Genomic DNA, 21800 nt, shown 5'->3' on the forward strand with positions numbered 1-21800 from the left:
CCTAATCGATTCCGCAGCCGTGCCGTTATACAAACAGAGCGGGGGTTGTTGGTCACAAGAAATAGCGTAGGGACCGGAAAAATGGAAAAGCTGCTGGTGATTGCGGGAATCTGGACCATGTGCGCCCTGTGCGCCGTGTTTTTCATCCGCGGCGCGACAGCGCCCGACGAGCGCCGCATGAACCTGAAGCGAGCGGCGCGCAGCGAGGTGGCCGATACGGTCGGCAACTGAAGTAGCACGGCGGGTTGTTTCGATGCCCCGTGGCCGCGGTTTTGGGCCATGGCGGCTTCGTCTACGCTCGCGTTGCGGGGCCGCGGCCGGACTGATCGCGGCCGGACTGATCGCGGCCGGACTGATCGCGGCCGGACTGATCGCGGCCGGACCGATCGCGGCCCGACCGATCGCGGCCCGACCGATCGCCGCCCGACCGATCGCGGCCCGCTAGATATCCAGCGGGTCGACTTCGAGATTCCAGCGCAGCACGCCACGCAATGCGCGCAGCGCGGGTTGCCACGCGTGCAGCGTTGCCTGTAGCGCGGCCCGCGACTGGCTCTCCACCAGGAGTTGCGCGCGATGCACGTTCATCACCTTCACGATGGTGAGCGGCACCGCATCGTAAGCCGTCACGCGCTGCGCGGCGGGAATCGCCGCGAGCGCGTCGGCAGCCTGGGCGAGGAACGCCAGCGCGGCCTCCAGCGTGCGCCCTTCGGCGCGCAACAGCGCCTGATAAACGAACGGCGGCAGGTGCGCATCGCGCCGCTCGCCTAGCTGCGCATTCGCAAAACCCACATAGTCCTGGCGTGCCAGCGCGTGATAGAGCGCATGGCGCGGATAGCGCGTTTGCACGAGCACCTCGCCCGGCAGGCCCGCGCGCCCGGCCCGGCCGCTCACCTGCATCAGCTGCGCGAAGAGCCGCTCGCTCGCCCGGAAATCGTGCGAAAAGAGCGCATTGTCGGCGTTCAGCACGCCAACGAGCGACACGCGCTGGAAGTCGTGCCCCTTGGCGATCATCTGCGTGCCGACCAGGATATCGACGTCGCCCGCGTGCACGTCGGAGAACAGCGCCTGCGCACTGCCCTTGCGGCGCGTGCTGTCGGCGTCGATGCGCAGGACGCGCGCGCCCGGCACCGCGCTCGCGAGCGCTTCCTCGATGCGCTGCGTGCCGCGCCCCATCGGCGCAATGTCGACGTTGCCGCACTCGGGGCACGAACGTGGAATACGCGATTCCCAGCCGCAGTGGTGGCAACGCAGCGCGCGCTCCGGCTTGTGGAGCACGACGTAGGCGCTGCAACGCGGGCAGCCTGCCACCCACCCGCAGGCGTCGCAGGCGAGCGTGGGTGCATAGCCGCGCCGGTTCAGGAACACGAGACTTTGCTCGCCACGCTCGAGACGCGCCTTCATCGCCGCGACCAGCGGCCCGGAAAGCCCTTCGAACGAGGCGCGCCCGCGCCGCCGCTCCTCTTCGAGATCGATGAGCTTGACGGTCGGCAGCACCGCGTCGGCAATCGCGCGGCGCGAAAGTGTAAGCCGCGTGTAGCGGCCCTGCTCGGCCTGCCACCAGCTTTCGAGCGACGGCGTGGCCGAGCCCAGTACGACCGGCACGCCGAGCTGCTTCGCGCGCCAAACGGCCAGGTCTCGGGCCGAATAGCGCAGCCCCTCCTGCTGCTTGTAGGCGGGGTCGTGCTCCTCATCGATCACGAGCATCGCGAGGCGCGGCAGCGAAGCGAGCACCGCGAGCCGCGTGCCGAGCACGATGCGCACGCGGCCCGTGTGCGCCGCGAGCCAGTTGCGGGCGCGCTCGCCTTCGGCCAGCCCGCTGTGGAGCGTGACGATCGCATCGTCGGCCAGCGTGGCGGCGAAGCGCGTGCGAAAGGCGGCCTCGAACTGCGGCGTCAGATTGATTTCGGGGACGAGCACGAGCGCCTGGGCTCCCGGGTCGCGTTCGAGCAGCGCCGCGAGCGCGCGCAGATACACCTCGGTCTTGCCGCTGCCCGTCACCCCATGCAGCAGGAAAGGCGCAAAGCCGCTCGCCGCGCCGATGGCGTCGACGGCTTCAGCCTGCTCGTCGCTCAGACGGGGCACATCGGCGCCTCCGTCGTCCGAAATACGGCGCGACTCTTTGCGGGGCACACTTGCGTCCGCGCCAAATTCGATGCGCTGGTGCTCTACCCAGCCCGACTCGCACCAGGCGTCGAGTGTCGCTATCGCCTTGGGGTGCAGCGCGCGGGCCGCGGATGCGTCGAGTTCGCCGGCCTCGACGAGCGCCTCGGCGAGCCTGCGCAGCGCCTGGGCGCGCGCGGGCAAGGCTTCGGGCAGCGCGGCGCGCCCTTCTGGCAACAAGCGGTAGCGCTCTTCGGGCGCCAGGAGGCGCGCCCAGCGCGAGGGATCACGGAGCGCCTGCGGCAGCGCCGGCAACGCGACTTCGCCGAGTCCGCGCTGATAGTAGTCGGCGGCAAAGCCAGCCAGCGCGAGCCATTGCGCCGAAAGCGGCGGGCAGGCGGCGCAAATCGAACTCACGTCGCGCAGCTTGTTGGCCGGCACGTCGCTGTGAGCATTCACTTCGCAGATGAGGCCCACCGCGTCGCGCCGCCCGAACGGCACCCGCACGAGCATGCCGGGTTCGGGCGTGCTGTCGAGCCCGTAGCGATAGTCGTAGAGCGCATCCAGCGGATGATCCAACGCCACCCGCACGTACCGTCCCGTCATCCCCGACTCCCAGGGAAGTTCCGTACGCCACCGCACAGATACGCCAACCTAAAGTAATACTTTAAATTTCGCGCTAAGTTTTGGATTCCGCAGAACAATCGCGCCCCCGAATCTGCGCCTGTGGATAACTTTGTTGAGAACTCGCCGGGCGCCGCCGCGGCGCGCCGGCGCGGGGCCGTTATGTGCGATACCGCACAGAGCGCCGTGGAGCGGCGAAAGCCTTGTCTGTCAAGGGTCTGATTGATCCAGCCCAAGGCTGGGCGACCACCTGCGACAACCTTTCGCTCTTGCGCGCCGCAACGTGGCAAGTGTGCATAAGTCAAGTCTTGACAGGACCGCAATGGCGTCTGGATGGACTCCGGGGGCCGGTCTTACCCTGATGCCGGGAGCCCAGCCCGCTGCAGCGCAACAAGACCGTCATGCGCAGGCCGCGCGAATCGCGCGGCTATGCCGGTGCACTTCGTCCACGAGTTCGGCCACATTTTCGGGAGGCGTGAACTGCGAGATGCCATGGCCGAGGTTGAACACATGGCCGGGGTGCGCGCCAAAGCTGTCCAGGACCGCGCGCGCCTGCTCGCGAATCGCAGCCGGCGAGGCGAAGAGCACCGTCGGATCCAGGTTGCCCTGGAGCGCCACGCGATTGCCCACGCGCTCGCGCGCACGGCCCAGATTGACGGTCCAGTCGAGACCGACCGCATCCACGCCCGTATTCGCGATTTCGTCGAGCCAGAGCCCCCCGCCCTTCGTGAACGTGATCACGGGCACGCGCTCGCCGTCGTGCTCGCGCTTGAGTTGCGCCACGACATGCGCGATATACGCGAGCGAAAAACGCTGGTAGGCACCGTCGGCGAGCGCGCCGCCCCAGGTGTCGAAAATCATCACGGCCTGCGCGCCGGCTTCGATCTGCGCGTTCAGGTAGGCCGCCACGGCCTGCGCGTTGACTTCGAGAATGCGCTGCATGAGGTCCGGCCGCGCGTACATCATCGATTTGACCGTACGGAAGTCGTCCGAGCCGCCGCCCTCGACCATGTAGCAGGCGAGCGTCCACGGGCTGCCGGAGAAACCGATGAGTGGCACGCGCTGGCGTCCATCCGCGTTGGTCAGCGCGCGGCGGATCTCGCGCACCGCGTCCGTCACGTAGCCGAGCGTCTCGCCGATATCGGGCACCGCGAGACGCGCCACGTCTTCTTCGGTGCGCACGGGATGCGCGAACTTCGGCCCTTCGCCGGCCTGGAACGAGAGGCCGAGGCCCATCGCATCGGGAACGGTGAGGATGTCGGAGAACAGGATTGCGGCGTCGAGCGGATAGCGCTCGAGCGGCTGCAGCGTGACCTCGGTCGCGTAGTCGGGATGCTTCGCGAGACCGAGGAAGCTGCCCGCGCGGCTGCGCGTGGCGTTGTACTCCGGCAGATAACGGCCGGCCTGGCGCATCAGCCAGATCGGCGTGTACTCGGTCGGCTGGCGCAGCAACGCGCGCAGGAAAGTGTCGTTCAGGAGAGTGTGGGCCACGGGCGGATTGCGCGAAGTCGCGCCAAGGTTCGGAAGCAAGCGGCCATTTTACCGGAGCGGCCGCGGCGCCACGCCGCCGACGCGCGCAATCGGCAAGCGAAACGCCACTGAACGATAGAACCTGCATACCCAGGTAAGACCGGGCTTATCCACAGCGTATGCGAAGGCTATGATCGGACGGCTTTCAAAACATTGGATCAATCGAACCCAACTGGAGATACGATGAAAAACGCCGCCCTCGGCCTGACGATCGCGAGCGCCGTGCTGCTGAGCGCATGCGTCGCCGCCCCGTCCGCCGGAGCACCGGCCGCCGCCGCCCCTTCGCGACTCGACGATATCCTCGCGCGCGGCACGCTGCGCGCCTGCACGACCGGCGACTACAAGCCCTACTCGTTCTACAGGCAGGACGGCACGTTCGAAGGCATCGACATCGACATGACGGAATCGCTCGCGAAGTCGCTCGGCGTGAAGGCCGAGTTTGTGAAGACCTCGTGGCCGAACCTCATGAACGACTTCCTCGCGAAGTGCGATGTCGCCGTGGGCGGCGTCTCCACGACGCTCGATCGCCAGAAGCGCGCGTTCTTCACAGAGGCCTATCAGGTCGACGGCAAGACGCCGATCGTGCGATGCGCCGACGTCGACAAGTACCAGACCGTCGCGCAGATCGACAGGCCTTCGGTACGCGTGATCGTGAATCCGGGCGGCACGAACGAGCGCTTTGCCAAACAGTTCCTGCAGCATGCGACGCTCGTCCCTTATCCGGACAACGTCACGATCTTCAAGCAGATCCTCGCGGGCAAGGCCGACGTGATGGTCACCGACGCTTCCGAAACCATGCTGCAGCAGAAGCTCAATCCGGGGCTGTGCTCGGTGCATCCCGACAAGCCTTTCCAGTACGGCGAGAAAGCGTGGATGGTGCCGCGCGGCGACGTGGTGTTCCAGCAGTACGTCGATCAGTGGCTGCACCTGTCGCGCGCGAGCGGCGAGTATCAGGCAACCTCCGACAAGTGGCTCAAGTGAAGTGCACGGCGACCGTGCGCGCCTTCCGTTGGCGGCAATGTTATGGCCCTTCGAATTGCTACCATCAGTTGCACGATGCGCCGCGGCGCGAGGCGCGCAAAGTTTGCATTCCATGCATGCGCGCCTCATCGACGCATTGCGCATGTGCGCAGTCGGTAATTCCGTACCCATCGCATCGCCCGCTAACAACCGGGGCAACGGGCCTCCGTTCATGCGCCACGAATTCGCGCCTGCAAACCCGGGATGAGCGCTGTCAGATAGCGTCCGACAAACCGGTAAGAATGACTGCCACCAAACGCTCAGGAATGCAAAGAAGCCGCCAAAGCCTTATCTGACGGGCGTTACAACCTGAAACACTTTGTTACCGCGAACGCCAGTTAATTCGCCCACAATGCCTTCAACGGTTTCAACACGGATGTGGTTCGGTGCAAGTGTGAGCGGACACAAAGCACTCAGCCGGTCGGCACTGCGCCGAAGCCCTCTCGAGGGGCATCCTTGCTGGAGCCGTGACCGGCGTCGACGACGTTTCATGACCCGGCTCCTCCTTTGGTCTCCTCGCGCTAACCCCGTAGCGTGTGGTTTTTAGCGGGCTCCAGGCCCGCTTTTTTTTCGCCCTCATTTTCCTCGATGCTTGCTGAGTTCGCCGTGTATTCCACTGCGCGAGCTGTTGCGCCGCGAGATAATCATTCGGCTTCCCAATCAATTTCGTGCGCTCGAGTAAAAGCGCCGCGGCGTGGTGATCCGTTCGCCGCGGCCGTCGTGCTTCGGCGCTAAACCCTCAAGCGGTCTTCTGCTCGCTGATCTTCAATTCGTCGATCATGCGCGCGCGCATCACGAACTTCTGGACTTTGCCTGTTACCGTCATCGGCAGTTCGTCGACAAAGCGGATGTACTTCGGAATCTTGTAGTGGGCAATCTGCCCCTGGCAGAACGCCTGGATCTCCTCGGCCGTGGCCGTTTCGCCCGGACGCAGCACGATCCACGCACAGACTTCCTCGCCGTACTTCGCATCGGGCACGCCGAACACCTGGGCCGACTGCACCTTCGGATGGCGGAACAGGAACTCCTCGATCTCGCGCGGATAGATATTCTCGCCACCGCGAATGAGCATGTCCTTCAGGCGGCCGACGATGTTGCAATAGCCTTCGGCGTCGATCGTCGCGAGATCGCCCGTGTGCATCCAGCCGTCGACGATCGACTCTGCCGTTTTGGCCTCGTCTCCCCAGTAGCCCAGCATCACCGAATATCCCTTCGTGCAAAGTTCGCCCGTTTCGCCCACCGGCACGATATTGCCGAGCGCATCGACGATCTTCACTTCGAGATGCGGCTGGATACGGCCCACCGTGGTCGTGCGCTTGTCGAGCGGATCGGTGGTCGAGCTCTGGAACGACACGGGGCTCGTTTCCGTCATGCCGTAGGCGATCGTGATCTCGGCGAGATGCATTTTCGAAACGACGCGCTTCATCGTCTCGATCGGACACGGCGAGCCGGCCATGATGCCTGTGCGCAGCTTCGAGAGATCGAAGCGCGCGAACTCGGGATGATCGAGCTCGGCGATGAACATCGTGGGCACCCCGTGCAATGCCGTGCAGCCCTCTTCCGAGACGGCCTCGAGCGTCGCGCGCGGATCGAAGGCCTCGCCCGGGAAGACCATGTTCGCGCCCACCGAAACGCACGCGAGCACCGCGAGCACCATGCCGAAGCAGTGATAGAGCGGCACGGGAATGCAGAGCGAGTCCGCTTCGGTGAGGCGCATCGCCTGCGCAATGAAACGCCCGTTGTTGAGCACGTTGCGGTGCGTGAGCGTCGCGCCCTTCGGATTGCCGGTCGTGCCGCTCGTGAACTGGATGTTGATCGGGTCGCCCGACGATAGCGTCGCGTCGATGGCATCGAGCCATGACGTGCCGTCGCGGACAATGCGCTCGCGGCCGAGTTCGACGATTTCGCTGAAGCACAGCATGCCGGGTGTCGACGTATCGCACATGCGGATGACCGCACGCAGCTCGGGCAGGCGCGCCGCCTGCAGCTGGCCTGGCGCCGCGGTCGCGAGCTCGGGTGCGAGCGTCTGCAGCATCTCCAGATACTTCGACGTCTTGAAGCTCTCCGCGCAGACGATCGCCTTGCAGCCGACCTTGTTCAACGCGTATTCGAGTTCGGCGAGTCGATAGGCGGGATTGATATTGACGAGCACCGCGCCGATGCGCGCCGTCGCGAACTGGGTCAGCAGCCATTCGACACGGTTGGGCGACCAGATGCCGACCCGGTCGCCCTTGACGATGCCCAGTTCGGCGAAACCGGCTGCGAGCACATCGACCTCGGCGGCGAACTCGCGCCAGGTCCAGCGGATGCCCTGCTCACGGAACACCACGGCAGGACGCTCGGGAAACCGGTTGGCCGTGTCCTGCAGGAAGGTTCCGAGCGTCGCGTCGCTGAGCGGCACCTCGGTCGTGCCTCGCACGTACGAAAGCCCGTCTTTGGGCGCGATGAGCGGCTCAGGTACACCGTGCGCGGGGCGCGCGCCTGCTGCGTCGATTGCCATGATGGCTGTCTCCTGGGGAGCGTCACTCCCACTCTTGAAATCGATGTGAAAACCATTGCGCCACCGGCTTTCCTGGCGGCGGCATCAAGTCTTGCTCGCAGTGACTTCCGTCGAACGCGGCCACGCCTTCCGAGCCGGCCGCGAACGCATGATTTGGCATTACCTTTCCGTAAACGTCAAGTATGTCAGAGCATTCTTGTCGACCACTCCTGCTCACGCCTTTTATGCCGTGTTTTTCATCGCGATGCCATCGGGCCGTGCCCGTTGATCGGCGCCGAAATGCAAAAAGGGCTCCCCGGTTGGGGAGCCCTTTTCGCTTCGGCCGTCGCGCCGCGAAGGCGCGCGTACGAGAACCAATTAGTGCTGGTTCATCTTGCGCAGGCGCTGGATCGCCGCGAGCTGCGCGACCGCGTAGGCCAGTTCAGCCTGAGCGGTGGCGTACTCGAGGTTCGAGCCCGCGTTCTGCAGCGTCTCTTCGGCGCGCTTGCGCGCTTCCGTCGCCTTCGCCTCATCGAGATCCTTGCCGCGGATCGCCGTGTCGGCGAGCACCGTGACGGCGCCCGGCTGCACTTCGAGAATGCCGCCTGCGACGAACACGAACTCCTCGTCGCCGTCTTCCGCCACGATGCGCACGGCACCCGGACGAATGCGCGTGATGAGCGGCGTGTGGCCCGGCAGAATGCCCAGCTCGCCCGCCTCGCCCGGAAGCGCGACGAACTTCGCCTGGCCGTCGAAGATGCTCTCTTCGGCGCTGACGACGTCTACCTTGATGGTTGCTGCCATATGTGTCGACTCCTGTCGATCGGAGTGGGCGCTTGCGCGCTTGTTCCGATCCCATGCATGGCTCGGATCAAACAGTTGCGGCGGCGGGCATGCGCCAGGCGCTACCCGCCTTGTTGCCGGCAACGTGATCCTTACTGGATCTTCTTGGCCTTTTCGAAGGCTTCGTCGATCGTGCCGACCATGTAGAACGCCTGCTCCGGCAGGTGATCGCACTCGCCGCCAACGATCATCTTGAAGCCGCGGATCGTTTCCTTCAGCGGCACGTACTTGCCCGGCGAGCCCGTGAAGACTTCCGCGACGTGGAACGGCTGCGACAGGAAACGCTGGATCTTGCGCGCACGTGCCACCGTCAGCTTGTCTTCCGGCGACAGTTCGTCCATGCCCAGAATCGCGATGATGTCGCGCAGTTCCTTGTAGCGCTGGAGCGTTTGCTGCACGCCGCGCGTGATCGAGTAGTGCTCTTCGCCGATCACGTTCGGGTCGATCTGGCGCGAGGTCGAGTCGAGCGGGTCGACTGCCGGGTAGATACCCAGCGAGGCGATGTCACGCGACAGCACGACGGTTGCGTCCAGGTGGCCGAAGGTCGTAGCCGGCGACGGGTCGGTCAGGTCGTCCGCAGGGACGTACACGGCCTGAACCGACGTAATCGAGCCCTTCTTGGTCGACGTGATGCGCTCTTGCAGCTTGCCCATTTCTTCGGCCAGCGTCGGCTGATAGCCCACTGCCGAAGGCATACGGCCGAGCAGTGCCGAGACTTCCGTGCCAGCCAGCGTGAAACGATAGATGTTGTCGACGAAGAACAGCACGTCGAGGCCTTCGTCACGGAAGTGCTCGGCCATCGTGAGACCCGTCAGCGCGACGCGCAGACGGTTGCCCGGCGGCTCGTTCATCTGGCCGTACACCAGCGCGACCTTGTCGAGAACGTTCGAGTCCTTCATTTCGTGGTAGAAGTCGTTGCCCTCACGGGTACGCTCGCCCACGCCCGCGAACACGGAGAAACCGCCGTGCTCCTTCGCGATGTTGTTGATGAGCTCCATCATGTTGACGGTCTTGCCCACGCCAGCACCGCCGAACAGACCGACCTTGCCGCCCTTCGCGAACGGGCAGATCAGATCGATAACCTTGATGCCGGTTTCGAGCAGTTCCGCCGAAGGCGACAGCTCGTCGAACGCCGGAGCCTTCTGGTGGATCGCACGCGTCGTTTCGCTGACGATCGGGCCTGCTTCGTCGATCGGGCGGCCCAGCACGTCCATGATGCGGCCGAGCGTCGGCTTGCCGACCGGCACGCTGATGGGGTTGCCCGTGTTCTTGACCACGGTGCCGCGGCGCAGGCCGTCGGAAGCACCCAGACAGATGGTGCGGACAACGCCGTCGCCCAGCTGTTGCTGCACTTCCAGGGTCAGGTCCGACCCTTCGAGAATCAGCGCGTCGTAGATCTTCGGCATGGTCTCGCGCGGGAATTCCACGTCGATCACCGCGCCGATGCACTGTACGATCTTGCCTTCTACCAAAGCAGTTGTACTCATCGATTTTCCTTTAGATACCTGAATTCTTCACTCGCCCACCGGTTCGGCACCGGCGCGGCACCGACGCGGTTTCGCAATCGGTTCGCGCTTGTCGCTCGATCAAACAGCGGCTGCGCCGCCGACGATTTCCGAAAGTTCCTTCGTAATCGCGGCCTGGCGGCTCTTGTTGTACGAGAGCTGCAGCTCGTTGATGACCGTCTTCGCGTTGTCCGACGCCGCCTTCATCGCCACCATGCGGGCCGACTGCTCCGATGCCATGTTTTCCGCCACGGCCTGATAGACCAGGGCTTCGACATAGCGCACCAGCAGTTCGTCCACGACGGTTTGCGCGTCCGGCTCGTAGATGTAGTCCCACGCCGACTTCGGCGTCGTGCCGTCGTCATTCGCTTCGAGGCGCTCGGCAGACAGCGGCAGCAACTGCTCGATCACCGGCTCCTGCTTCATCGTGTTGACGAAGCGCGTGTACGCGAGGTACACGGCGGAGAGCTTGCCTTCCGCGTACTGGTCGAGCTGCACCTTCACGGCGCCGATCAGTTTTTCGAGGTGCGGCGTGTCGCCGAGTTGCACGACGTTCGAAACGACCTTCGCGCGCAGTCGGTTCAGGAAACCGAGGCCCTTGCTGCCGATCGCGGTTGCTTCGATCGACTTGCCGGAGGCTTCGAGATCCTTGAACTTCTGCAGCGTCGCGCGCAGCACGTTGGTGTTCATCCCGCCGCACAGACCCTTGTCGGTCGTGACGAGAATCACGCCGGCGACCTTCGAATCGTTGTTTTCCGTCATGAACGGATGACGATACTCGGGGTTCGCACGGCTCATGTGCGCAGCGATGTCGCGGACCTTGTCGGCATACGGGCGGGCGGCGCGCATGCGCTCCTGGGCACGGCGCATTTTCGACGCCGCGACCATTTCCATCGCCTTGGTGATCTTGCGCGTGTTTTGCACGCTCTTGATCTTGCCGCGAATTTCCTTCATTCCAGCCATAGCTTGCTCCTTTGTCGGCCCGAGCTAGCGCGAAAGCGCCGACTCGGGCCCAGTCCGTTTATCGTGGTTGATTCCCGGACGGATCAATATGCGCCGGACTTCTTGAAGTCCTTGAGAGCCGCATGCAGCGCGTTCTCGTCGTCCTTCGCCAGGTCCTTCTTGTCCTCGATGCGCCCGATCAGGTCGGCGTGCTTCGACTTCAGGTATTCGCGCAGGCCCTTTTCGAACGGCAGGACGTCCTTCACGTCGATGTCGTCGAGATAGCCGTTGTTCGCCGCGAACAGCGCAACAGCCAGTTCCCACACCTGCAGCGGCTGATACTGCGGCTGCTTGAGCAGTTCCGTCACGCGGCGGCCGCGCTCGAGCTGCTTGCGGGTCGCTTCGTCGAGGTCCGATGCGAACTGGGCGAATGCAGCCAGTTCACGGTACTGCGCGAGGTCGGTACGGATACCGCCCGACAGCTTCTTCACGACCTTGGTCTGTGCCGCGCCACCCACGCGCGACACCGAAACGCCGGCGTTGATTGCCGGGCGGATGCCTGCGTTGAAGAGGTCGGTTTCCAGGAAGATCTGGCCGTCGGTAATCGAGATCACGTTCGTCGGAACGAACGCGGTCACGTCGCCGGCTTGCGTTTCGATGATCGGCAGTGCGGTGAGCGAACCGGTCTTGCCCTTCACTTCGCCGTTCGTGAACTTCTCGACGTAGTCGGCCGACACGCGCGCGGCGCGCTCGAGCAGACGCGAGTGCAGATAGAACACGTCGCCGGGGTAAGCTTCACGGCCCGGCGGACGGCGCAGCAGCAGCGAGATCTGACGGTATGCCCAGGCTTGCTTGGTCAAGTCGTCATAGATGATGAGGGCGTCTTGACCGCGGTCGCGGAAGTATTCGCCCATCGTGCAACCGGCGTACGGCGCGAGGTACTGCAGCGCGGCCGATTCCGAAGCCGAAGCGGCAACGACGATCGTGTACTCGATCGCGCCCGTTTCTTCGAGCTTGCGCAGCACGTTCTGGATCGACGAAGCCTTCTGGCCGATGGCGACGTAGATACAGATGAGGTCCTTGCCCTTCTGGTTGATGATCGTGTCGACGGCCACCGCGGTCTTGCCGCACTGACGGTCGCCGATGATCAGCTCGCGCTGGCCACGGCCGATCGGCACCATCGAGTCGATCGACTTCAGACCCGTTTGCACCGGCTGCGAAACGCCTTCACGCCAGATCACGCCCGGAGCGATCTTTTCGATCGCGTCGGTCATCTTCGCGTTGACCGGGCCCTTGCCGTCGATCGGGTTGCCGAGCGGATCGACCACGCGGCCGATCAGTTCCGGGCCGACCGGCACGTCGAGAATGCGGCCCGTCGTCTTGACGATGTCGCCTTCCGAGATGTGCTCGTACTCGCCCAGAATCACGGCGCCGACCGAGTCACGCTCGAGGTTCAGCGCGAGACCGAAGGTGTTGCCCGGGAATTCGAGCATTTCGCCCTGCATCACGTCCGACAGGCCGTGGATACGCACGATACCGTCGGTCACGGAGATCACGGTACCTTGATTGCGAACGTCTGCGCTCGCTTCAAGGCCCTGGATCCGGCTCTTGATCAGCTCGCTGATCTCAGAGGGATTGAGTTGCATTATTCGCTCCTGATGTTCAATTCTGTTGCGTGCCAGCCGCCGCGCCCTTGGTCGGGGCGCTCAGGCGCTCAGGCTGTAAGCGCCGCCTGCATGCTGGCGAGCCGCGCGCGGACCGAGGTATCGAGCACTTCGTCGCCGACCGTGACGCGCACGCCGCCGATGAGCGACTTGTCGATTTCGACGGCCGGGTTCAGCTTGCATTTGAACCTGCGTTCGAGGCTGGCGACGAGATCGTTCAACTGCGCGCCTTCCAGCGGGAACGCGCTGACGATAATCGCGTCTGCGGCCCCTGCTTTGGCGTTCTTGAGCGCTTCGAACTGCGACTGGATTTCCGGCAGCAGTGCCAGGCGGTGATTTTCGATCAGCATCCGCACGAGGTTTTTGGCCTCGGCCGACTCCTTGACCGGCGACTTCACCGCCGCGAGCAGCAGCTCGGCGACCTGGGGCTGACTCACCTTCGGGCTCGTCGCGACCGACTGCACCTCGGGCAAGGCCGCAACCTGTGCCAGCTCCGCGACGAGCGTGGACCAGGCGGCGGTGTCACCAGCTTCGGCCACGCCAAACAATGCTTCTGCGTACGGGCGGGCGATGGTTGCAAGTTCGGCCATGATCAGAGCTCGGCTTTCAGTTGATTCAGCAGTTCGGCGTGGGCCGACTGATCGACTTCGCGCTTCAGGATCTGCTCGGCGCCTTGCACAGCGAGGGCCGCGACTTCGGCGCGCAGGGCTTCGCGTGCCTTCACGACCTGCTGGTCAGCGTCGGCCTTCGCTTGAGCGATGATGCGTGCCGCTTCGGCGTGTGCCTGGGCCTTGATTTCTTCTGCGACGGCCAGCGCGCGCTTTTCAGCGTCGGCGATACGGCTTTGACCCTCGTTACGGGCGGTAGCGAGCTCTTCGCCGACGCGCTTGTGCGCCGCTTCGAGTTCCGCCTTGCCCTTTTCCGCAGCGGCGAGGCCGTCTGCGATCTTCTTCGAGCGCTCGTCGAGGGCGTTGATCAACGGCGGCCACACGAACTTCATCGTGAACCACGCGAGGATCAGGAACACGACCATTTGCGCAAACAGGGTTGCGTTGAGATTCACGGTGTTTCCTTAATCGTTGCTATTCCGGGGAATTGAAACGGCAAGGCGCTCATCGGTTGTGAACTCGATCAGCGCCTCGTCTCCCGTTCCGCCATGCGCCCACTACCCGTTATAGGTCAGGCGCAACCTTCCAGGGAACTTAGCCCGCGAGCTTCGAGAGCAGCGGGTTAGCGAACGCGAACAGCATTGCAACACCCACGCCGATCAGGAACGCTGCATCGATCAGACCAGCCAGCAGGAACATCTTCGTCTGCAGCGGGTTCATCAGTTCAGGCTGACGTGCGCAGGCTTCGATGTACTTGCCGCCCATCAGGCCGATACCGATACAGGCGCCGATTGCACCCAGGCCGATGATGATGCCGATACCGATGGCCGTGAAACCCTGGATGTTGGCGATGAAAGCTTGCATGATCACTCCTTTGTGAGATTTTTTGGAACTGGGGATTTAAAACTGCAAATCTGGTTCGACGCGCACTTAGTGCTTGTCGTGTGCCTGGCCGATGTACACCAGCGTCAGCATCATGAAAATGAACGCCTGCAGCAGAACGATCAGGATGTGGAAGATCGCCCAGACGCTGCCCGCAATCACGTGGCCGATGAAGCCAAGCACCGTCGTGTCCGCGCCGAAGCTCCACAGACCGCCCAGCAGCGCGATCAGCAGGAACAGCAGTTCGCCTGCATACATGTTGCCGAACAACCGCAGGGCGAGCGAAACCGTCTTGGCGACGAACTCGATGATGTTCAGTGCAAGGTTCGGGATCCACAGCAGCGGATGCGCGCCGAACGGGGCCGAGAGCAGTTCGTGTGCGAAGCCGCCGGGACCCTTGATCTTGAGGTTGTAGTAGATCATCAGCACGAACACGCCGAGCGCGATGCCGAACGTGCCGTTGAGGTCCGCCGTCGGGACGATGCGATGATGCGGCAGCACTTCGGACAGGCCGAGCCACCCGATCACGCGGCCCGGCAGGTCGACGGGGATGAAGTCGAGGGAGTTCATGAGGCCGACCCAGATGAACACGGTCAGCGCGAGCGGTGCAATGAAAGTGCGATTGCCGTGGACGATGGACTTGGACTGGTCCTCGACCATTTCGACCAGCATTTCGATGGCGCACTGGAAGCGGCCCGGCACGCCCGGGGTCGCCTTGCGCGCAGCCAGACGCAGGATGAGTAGGGTCACGACACCGCAAAAAATCGACCAGAACAACGTGTCGAGGTTCCAGACGCTGAAGTCGACGATCGACGTCTGGTGCGAGGTCGCAAAGTTCTGCAAGTGGTGAGCAATGTACTCGGACGGACCCGGAGCGCTCGTGCCTTCGCTAGCTGCCATATTGTTAAAGCCACCCAAATTGTCGAAAAACGTTTTCGGCCGCTCCCGCCGCAATTCTGTATTGCGGGAACGCGCCGCCGTGGATCGTGTCTTATCTGCTTCGCATCGGCCAGCCGACTTCCACCTGCATCGCCTCGACGCCTTGAGTTCAGGCGGCGCGATGTGGGCGGGTCAGCGCCACGCGAGCGCGATCCAGTATGTCTTCAGTGCGATCAGGTAGGTGACGAGCAAAGGAATCCACTGCACGTCGCGATACCAGAACGCGATGGCGACGAACATCGCAATCGTCGCCCCCATCTTGAATGCTTCACCGAGCATCCAGTTAAACACGGTGCCGGCTTGGCTCAACTGCTTCAGGCGCGCTGCGAACAGTGCACCGGGGAACCAGCAGATCGCTCCGCCGAGGAACGCAGACAGCGCAGCATCGGCAGGCTGCTTATAAAACAGCCACCACACCAGCGTTGCAACCAGGGACAAAACCACTTGCGCCGCCACGACGCGAAACGGCGTGACGCGCGATGGGCGACTCACCTGTGCGCCGAAGAGCTGCTCGGCTTCGCCACGGGTGAGCGGAACGATGTCGTTGTTATCTTGCTGGCTGGCGTCCAGTTCATCCCAGCGCGCGTTGTGATCGATGCGCGCGGAACTAGCCGCTGCATCCCGCCCCCGGCCGGATGCTCCGACTGCACCCGGTGGAACATCGAGCCCTTCATGCGCCTCTGGCGCTTTGCCTGGCCTCTGACCCACCATCGCCTTATTCCGGATATTCGCCGTGCGCGCGCTTTATTACAGCGTGCCTACAGCATCGCCAACCAAATAAATCGGGGCGATTGTAAGCGATAGTTGCAGGCAATTCAAGACTTTAGGCCGTTCAATAAACCCCGTGAAACGCGACTTCATGATGCGGAAAACGCGGGGCCGCAAAGATGCGACCGGTAACTGTAAGGGAGCGAACAGTCATCAGGACAACCAGGCAAATGGCGGCCGGACGTCGCGCAGCCGGCGATCCGGGAAGCGCTGGCGTCAGAGCAGACGCAACAGCAACGCGCCGCCCAGGAAGGCCGCGATCCAGAACGGCACCGCGATCAGGTGAAACGGCAGCCAAACGCCCCGTTCGCCGGACAAACGCACGGCAATCAGATTCGCGAGCGAGCCGATGGCGAAACCAAAGCCCCCCACGCTCACGCCGAACGCGAGCGCGCGCCAGTCGTGCGTGAAACCCGCCAGGACGATGGCGGCCGGCACGTTGCTGATGACCTGGGACAGCAGGGCCCCTGCGGCAAAAGCACGCATGGGCGTCTGCAGCGAGAGCGCGGTCAACGCGTCATGAATCGTGGGCAACGCGGCAACGCTGCGCAGAACGATGAACATCAGCACGAAGATCAGCAACAGCAGCCAGTCGATCTTGAGCACGATCCGTATGCGCCAGATCACGAATCCCGCGCCGACCGCGGCCAGCGCGACGCCTGCGTGGTGCGCATCGGCGAGCAGCACGAATGCGACGAACAGGACGGCCGCGACAGTCGCCAGTGCGCCATCGACACGCTGCGGCGCGCTGTCTTTCGAAAAATCCAGCGGTGTGGCCTTGAATAGAAATGCGGCCAGCAGGATGAGCATTGTCATCAGAAACGCGCACAGGGGTGCGAGTTCGATGATGAAGCGCGCGAACGACACGCCGCTCACCTGCCACAGAAACAGATTCTGCGGGTTGCCGATCGGCGTTAGCACCGAACCGGCGTTCACGGCAATCGCGATGACGATCACGAGGCGCTTGAGCGGCAATGGCGCGAGCTTGTGGAGCGAAAGCACGAGCGGCACCACGACAAAAAGCGCGACGTCATTGGTCACGATCATCGATAGTGCTGCGGCCAGCCCGACGAGCAGCAACGCGAGCCCGCGCTCGGAGTGAATATGGTGGACGAGCTTGTGTGCGAGCCACGTCAGCAGTCCTGAATATTCGATGGCCTTGGTCAGGATGAGCAGCCCGGCGAGGGTCATCACCGTTTGCCAGTCGACCAGCGCAGGCAGTGTGGCGATAGGCCGCGGCGCGAGAACCTGCAGCGCCACGAACGCGACGACGAGGATCGCGAGCACCGGCTCGGACGCGGCGATCGCGCCGAGACGGCGCAGCTGGTTCCAGGGCCGCCGTGCGCCCCGCTGTGATTCGCTCACCGTTTATACGCCGAGGTGCGCGTTTGCCGAAGCGCGCGTCATGCCGCCGTTTCGCCGCGCAGTCGTAGCAGGATGCCGTCGAGCGCGTCGAGATCGCCGAAATCGACCGTGAGCTGCCCTCGCCCCCGGCGGCCAAGCTTGATCCTCACCGAGGCGGCGAGCAGGTCCGAAAGCTCTTCTTCGAGGCGGCGCGTATCGCGGCCACCGTCGTGCGCCGCCTTCGCCTTCACTGCGGGCGTGGCCTTGGTCGTCGCCGAGACGAGCTTCTCCGTTTCCCGCACCGACATCCGCTTGTTGACCACCTGGTTCGCGAGCGTGATTTGCGTCGCGGCATCCACGGCGAGGAGCGCGCGCGCGTGACCCATGTCGAGGTCGCCCGCGAGCAGCATGGTCTGCACCGGCGTCGCGAGATTGAGCAGACGCAGCAGATTCGAGACGGCGCTGCGCGAACGTCCCACCGACTCCGCCGCCTGCTCGTGCGTGAAATTGAACTCGTCGAGCAGGCGCTGGATGCCCTGCGCCTCTTCCAGCGGATTCAGGTCCTCGCGCTGGATGTTCTCGATCAGCGCCATCGCCGCGGCCGCCTGATCGGGCACGTCCTTCACGAGCACGGGCACTTCGGTCAGCCCGGCGATATGCGCCGCACGGAAGCGTCGCTCGCCCGCAATGATCTCGTAGCGCCCCGTCGCAACCGGACGCACGAGAATGGGCTGCATCAGGCCTTGCGCGCGGATGCTCGCGGCCAGTTCCTGAAGCGCGCCCTCGTCCATGCGCGTGCGCGGCTGGTACTTGCCCGCCTGCATCTGCGTGAGCGGCAGCGTGTTGGGCGCGCCGTCGATCTTCACCGCCTCGGTGATGTCCGCGCTGCCGCCGAGCAATGCTTCCAGCCCTCGGCCCAGCCCCTTCTTCCGTGCTACTGCGTTCATCGTGCTTCCCCAGTCTCTCTTCAGAGTGCGCGTACGCGCTCGATCATTTCCGCGCCGAACTGCACATAGGCCTGTGCGCCGCGCGAGGCGCGATCGAACACCACGCCCGGCAAGCCGTAGCTCGGCGCCTCGGCGAGGCGGACGTTGCGCGGGATCACGGCGTCGAAGACCTTGTCGCCGAAGTGTTCCTTCAACTGCTCGGAAACCTGCTGTTGCAGCGTGATGCGCGGATCGAACATCACGCGCAGAAGACCAATCACCTTGAGGTCGCGATTCATGTTCGCGTGGACCTGCTTGATCGTATTGACGAGATCGGACAGCCCTTCCAGCGCGAAATATTCGCACTGCATCGGAATCACCACGCCATGCGCCGCGCACAAACCGTTGAGCGTGAGCAGCGACAACGCCGGCGGGCAATCGATCAGCACGAAATCGTACTCGGCGTCGACTTCGGCGAGCGCGGTCTTCAACCGCCGCTCGCGCTGCTCGACCGGGACCAGCTCGACTTCGGCGCCCGCGAGCTCGCGGTTGGCGGGCACGACGTCGTAGCCGACCTGCTCCGGCCGCGTACGCGCAGCGTTCACCGCTACCCCATCGACGAGCACCTCGTAGACCGTGTTCTCGCACGCGGCCTTGTCGATGCCGCTGCCCATCGTGGCGTTGCCCTGCGGATCGAGGTCGATGAGAAGGACACGCTGTCCCTGCGATGCGAGGCTCGCGGCGAGATTGACCGTTGTCGTCGTCTTGCCGACGCCGCCCTTCTGGTTCGCAACGCAGAAGATTTTTGCCATCTTTTGGGTGTCCCTTTTACTACCTTGAGAAGTTTGCTTACATTACAGCTCGATCGCCGGGCCCGCCATCCGGTCGACTGGCCATCGCCGTGGCCGGCTCAGGCTGCGGCAACCGGTTCAACCGACACCTCGATCAGATGGCGCTCCGCATCGAGCATCGGCACGCTCAAGCGGATGGTGTTCAACACTTTCGTGCCGCCGGGCAAGCGCTCGATCTCACCTTCCGGACGCACACCCTTCATGGCCCAGATCGCGCCGCCGTCCGCAACGAGATGACGGGCCAGTGTAACGAAATCGGCGAGATCCGCGAATGCCCGAGAGACGATCATGTCAAATTTTTTCGGCACCTCGACGCCAGGACGTAGCGATTCGACGCGACCGGTGACCACCGAGAGGTTCGTGAGACCGAGCTGAGCCTTCGCCTGCGCCTGGAACGCGGACTTCTTCTGCACGATATCGTTGAGCGTGACCTGCCAGCCCGGCCGCACGATCGCGAGCACGATGCCGGGCAGACCGCCGCCCGAGCCGACGTCGAGCACGGTCGCGTCGGCGCGCGCCGGCAGATGCGGCACGATCGAAAGCGAATCGAGAATATGCTGGATCAGCATCTGGCGCGGGTCGCGGATCGCCGTGAGGTTATACACGGCGTTCCACTTCGCGAGCAGCGCGACGTAATCGAGCAGCTGTTCGTGCTGGCGCTCGGTCAGCTCCACGCCCAGCGCCTCAGCGCCCTCTTTCAGCAGGCATGCGAGTGCTTCGCGGTCCGCGATGCCGGGTTGCCTTGCGCGGCCCGTCATTGCGCCACCGGCGTCGTGTCGGTGCCTGCGTCGTCAGCGGCCCCCGTGCTCTGGCGACGGCGGCCCAAGCCACGCTTGAGGTGCACCATCAGCAGTGAGATCGCGGCGGGCGTGATGCCTGAAATGCGCGACGCCTGACCGATGGTCTCGGGACGGAACTGGTTCAGCTTCTGGCGCGCCTCAAAAGAGAGGCCGCGCACTTCCGCGTAGTCGATGCCTTCCGGCAGGCGCGTATTTTCCTGCGCGCCATTGCGCTCGATTTCGTCCGCTTGACGGTCGATGTAGCCCTGATATTTGATGCCGATTTCGATCTGCTCCTTGATCTGGGCAAGCAGAATCTCGTCGTCGGCAAGCGGGGTTTCCGGTGCGCAGGCGCCCGCGCGTAGGCCACAGACGCCGTCGTAGCTCACGCCGGGACGGCGCAGCAGATCCGCCAGATTGTATTCGCGGTCGATCGACTTGCCGAGCAACGCGGTCGCTTCCTCAGACGAAAGCGTCTTCGGGTTCACCCACGTCGATTTCAGGCGCTCTGTTTCACGTGAAACAGCGTCGCGCTTGCGGCAGAACGCGTCCCAGCGGACATCGTCGATAACGCCGAGCTCGCGACCGATCTCCGTGAGGCGCATATCCGCGTTGTCTTCGCGGAGGCTCAAGCGGTATTCAGCGCGGCTCGTGAACATGCGGTAAGGCTCGGAGACACCGCGCGTGACCAGATCGTCGACGAGCACGCCAAGGTAAGCCTGATCGCGACGCGGGCACCAGGCGTCCTTGCCCTGCACTTGCAGGCCCGCGTTCATACCTGCGAGCAGACCTTGCGCAGCGGCTTCCTCATAGCCCGTCGTGCCATTGATCTGGCCCGCAAAGAACAAGCCGTTGATGGCCTTGGTTTCGAGCGAAGCCTTGAGTCCGCGCGGATCGAAATAGTCGTATTCGATCGCGTAGCCGGGCCGCAGGATGTGCGCGTGCTCGAGGCCGCGCATCGAATGCACCAGTTCCAGCTGCACGTCGAACGGCAGGCTCGTCGAGATGCCGTTCGGGTAGAACTCGTTCGTCGTCAGGCCTTCCGGTTCGAGGAAGATCTGATGCGATTCCTTCGAGGCGAAGCGGTGAATCTTGTCTTCGATCGACGGGCAATAGCGCGGCCCCACCCCTTCGATCACGCCCGTGTACATGGGCGAGCGGTCGAGGCCGCCACGGATGATGTCGTGCGTGCGCTCGTTCGTGTGCGTGACCCAGCACGGAATCTGGCGCGGATGCTGATCCGCGCGGCCGAGGAACGAGAATACCGGCACGGGATCGAGATCGCCGGGCTGTTCTTCGAGCACCGAGAAGTCGATCGTCCGGCCGTCGATGCGCGGCGGCGTACCCGTCTTGAGGCGCCCCTGCGGCAGCTTCAGCTCCTTCAGGCGCGACGACAGGGTCACCGCAGCGGGATCGCCCGCGCGGCCGCCTGTGTAGTTGTTCAGGCCCACGTGGATCTTGCCGTCGAGGAAGGTTCCCGCCGTCAGCACCACCGCACGGCCGCGGAAGCGAATGCCGACCTGCGTCACCGCGCCGACCACGCGGTCGCCTTCGACCATCAGGTCTTCCACGGCCTGCTGGAACAGCCAGAGATTGGGCTGATTTTCGAGACGCCGGCGGATCGCCGCCTTATAGAGAATACGGTCTGCCTGCGCGCGTGTCGCCCGGACCGCTGGCCCCTTGGACGAATTGAGGATGCGGAACTGAATCCCGCCCTCGTCCGTCGCCGCAGCCATGGCGCCGCCGAGCGCATCGACTTCCTTGACCAGATGGCCCTTGCCAATGCCGCCGATCGACGGATTGCAGCTCATCTGGCCGAGCGTTTCGATGTTATGCGTGAGCAAGAGCGTCTTTACGCCCATGCGGGCGGCGGCAAGTGCAGCCTCGGTACCGGCGTGACCGCCGCCGACGACGATTACGTCAAACTCTGTGGGAAAAAGCATGGGGGAACCTCACGCATGGACGGATATGACCGCGCGAGCCTTCTCAGAAAAAG

At 64.1% G+C, this 21800-nt stretch carries 19 protein-coding genes; 2 read left to right on the plus strand and 17 right to left on the minus strand.

Annotated features, from left to right (window positions below; translation table 11 throughout):
* The first annotated feature begins 81 nt into the window (after positions 1–81).
* Positions 82–231: a hypothetical protein gene (locus VSR34_RS11420; RefSeq protein WP_167334411.1), complete on the plus strand. Its 150-nt coding sequence runs from the start codon at positions 82–84 to the stop codon at positions 229–231.
* A 210-nt stretch (positions 232–441) separates the two neighbouring features.
* On the opposite strand, the gene VSR34_RS11425 is transcribed toward VSR34_RS11420, so the two are convergent.
* Positions 442–2706, minus strand: coding sequence for a primosomal protein N' (locus VSR34_RS11425; protein WP_342962523.1), 2265 nt, complete (start codon positions 2704–2706; stop codon positions 442–444).
* A gap of 417 nt (positions 2707–3123) precedes the next feature.
* Complete coding sequence (hemE, locus tag VSR34_RS11430; protein ID WP_028230508.1) at positions 3124–4215, minus strand: uroporphyrinogen decarboxylase; 1092 nt, start codon at positions 4213–4215, stop codon at positions 3124–3126.
* A 222-nt stretch (positions 4216–4437) separates the two neighbouring features.
* On the opposite strand from hemE, the gene VSR34_RS11435 reads away from it, so the two are divergent.
* The gene (locus VSR34_RS11435; RefSeq protein WP_342962524.1) at positions 4438–5235 is read left to right on the plus strand and encodes a transporter substrate-binding domain-containing protein; all 798 of its coding nucleotides are present in this window, start codon (positions 4438–4440) and stop codon (positions 5233–5235) included.
* 778 nt (positions 5236–6013) lie between these two features.
* Here the strand turns inward: VSR34_RS11435 and VSR34_RS11440 are convergent.
* The 15 genes from VSR34_RS11440 to mnmG form a co-directional block, all read right to left on the minus strand.
* On the minus strand, positions 6014–7774 hold the full coding sequence (locus VSR34_RS11440) for an AMP-binding protein (RefSeq protein ID WP_342962525.1): 1761 nt from the start codon (positions 7772–7774) through the stop codon (positions 6014–6016).
* 357 nt (positions 7775–8131) lie between these two features.
* Complete coding sequence (locus VSR34_RS11445; protein WP_028213224.1) at positions 8132–8557, minus strand: F0F1 ATP synthase subunit epsilon; 426 nt, start codon at positions 8555–8557, stop codon at positions 8132–8134.
* A gap of 131 nt (positions 8558–8688) precedes the next feature.
* Positions 8689–10083 (minus strand): F0F1 ATP synthase subunit beta, encoded by a 1395-nt coding sequence (gene atpD / locus VSR34_RS11450; protein ID WP_028213225.1) that lies wholly within the window; start codon positions 10081–10083, stop codon positions 8689–8691.
* A gap of 99 nt (positions 10084–10182) precedes the next feature.
* Positions 10183–11064, minus strand: a complete 882-nt coding sequence (gene atpG, locus VSR34_RS11455) for a F0F1 ATP synthase subunit gamma (RefSeq protein WP_028213226.1) — start codon at positions 11062–11064, stop codon at positions 10183–10185.
* 83 nt (positions 11065–11147) lie between these two features.
* Positions 11148–12689, minus strand: a complete 1542-nt coding sequence (gene atpA, locus VSR34_RS11460; RefSeq protein WP_342962526.1) for a F0F1 ATP synthase subunit alpha — start codon at positions 12687–12689, stop codon at positions 11148–11150.
* Between the two features lie 68 nt (positions 12690–12757).
* Complete coding sequence (locus tag VSR34_RS11465) at positions 12758–13297, minus strand: F0F1 ATP synthase subunit delta (protein WP_028213228.1); 540 nt, start codon at positions 13295–13297, stop codon at positions 12758–12760.
* 2 nt (positions 13298–13299) lie between these two features.
* Entirely contained in the window at positions 13300–13770 is a 471-nt protein-coding gene (locus VSR34_RS11470; RefSeq protein WP_028213229.1) for a F0F1 ATP synthase subunit B, read from the minus strand.
* Between the two features lie 139 nt (positions 13771–13909).
* Complete coding sequence (gene atpE, locus VSR34_RS11475; RefSeq protein ID WP_028203308.1) at positions 13910–14179, minus strand: F0F1 ATP synthase subunit C; 270 nt, start codon at positions 14177–14179, stop codon at positions 13910–13912.
* 66 nt (positions 14180–14245) lie between these two features.
* Positions 14246–15097 carry a F0F1 ATP synthase subunit A gene (gene atpB / locus VSR34_RS11480; protein WP_342962527.1) on the minus strand — a complete coding sequence of 284 codons (852 nt, stop codon included), beginning with the start codon at positions 15095–15097 and terminating at the stop codon, positions 14246–14248.
* 171 nt (positions 15098–15268) lie between these two features.
* A complete protein-coding gene (locus tag VSR34_RS11485; RefSeq protein WP_081716113.1) occupies positions 15269–15847 on the minus strand; it encodes an ATP synthase subunit I in 579 nt (192 codons plus the stop codon).
* 273 nt (positions 15848–16120) lie between these two features.
* Positions 16121–17227 carry an SLC13 family permease gene (locus VSR34_RS11490; RefSeq protein WP_028213231.1) on the minus strand — a complete coding sequence of 369 codons (1107 nt, stop codon included), beginning with the start codon at positions 17225–17227 and terminating at the stop codon, positions 16121–16123.
* A gap of 80 nt (positions 17228–17307) precedes the next feature.
* Positions 17308–18195, minus strand: a complete 888-nt coding sequence (locus VSR34_RS11495; RefSeq protein ID WP_028213232.1) for a ParB/RepB/Spo0J family partition protein — start codon at positions 18193–18195, stop codon at positions 17308–17310.
* A 20-nt stretch (positions 18196–18215) separates the two neighbouring features.
* Entirely contained in the window at positions 18216–18986 is a 771-nt protein-coding gene (locus VSR34_RS11500; RefSeq protein WP_028213233.1) for a ParA family protein, read from the minus strand.
* Positions 18987–19084: 98 nt separating this feature from the next.
* The gene (gene rsmG / locus VSR34_RS11505) at positions 19085–19783 is read right to left on the minus strand and encodes a 16S rRNA (guanine(527)-N(7))-methyltransferase RsmG (RefSeq protein WP_342962528.1); all 699 of its coding nucleotides are present in this window, start codon (positions 19781–19783) and stop codon (positions 19085–19087) included.
* The gene (gene mnmG / locus VSR34_RS11510; RefSeq protein WP_028213235.1) at positions 19780–21747 is read right to left on the minus strand and encodes a tRNA uridine-5-carboxymethylaminomethyl(34) synthesis enzyme MnmG; all 1968 of its coding nucleotides are present in this window, start codon (positions 21745–21747) and stop codon (positions 19780–19782) included. Before mnmG ends, rsmG begins: the two co-directional genes overlap by 4 nt.
* Positions 21748–21800: the final 53 nt, after the last annotated feature.

Origin of the sequence: Paraburkholderia sp. JHI2823, from assembly GCF_038900695.1 — a bacterium.
GTDB lineage: Bacteria > Pseudomonadota > Gammaproteobacteria > Burkholderiales > Burkholderiaceae > Paraburkholderia > Paraburkholderia mimosarum.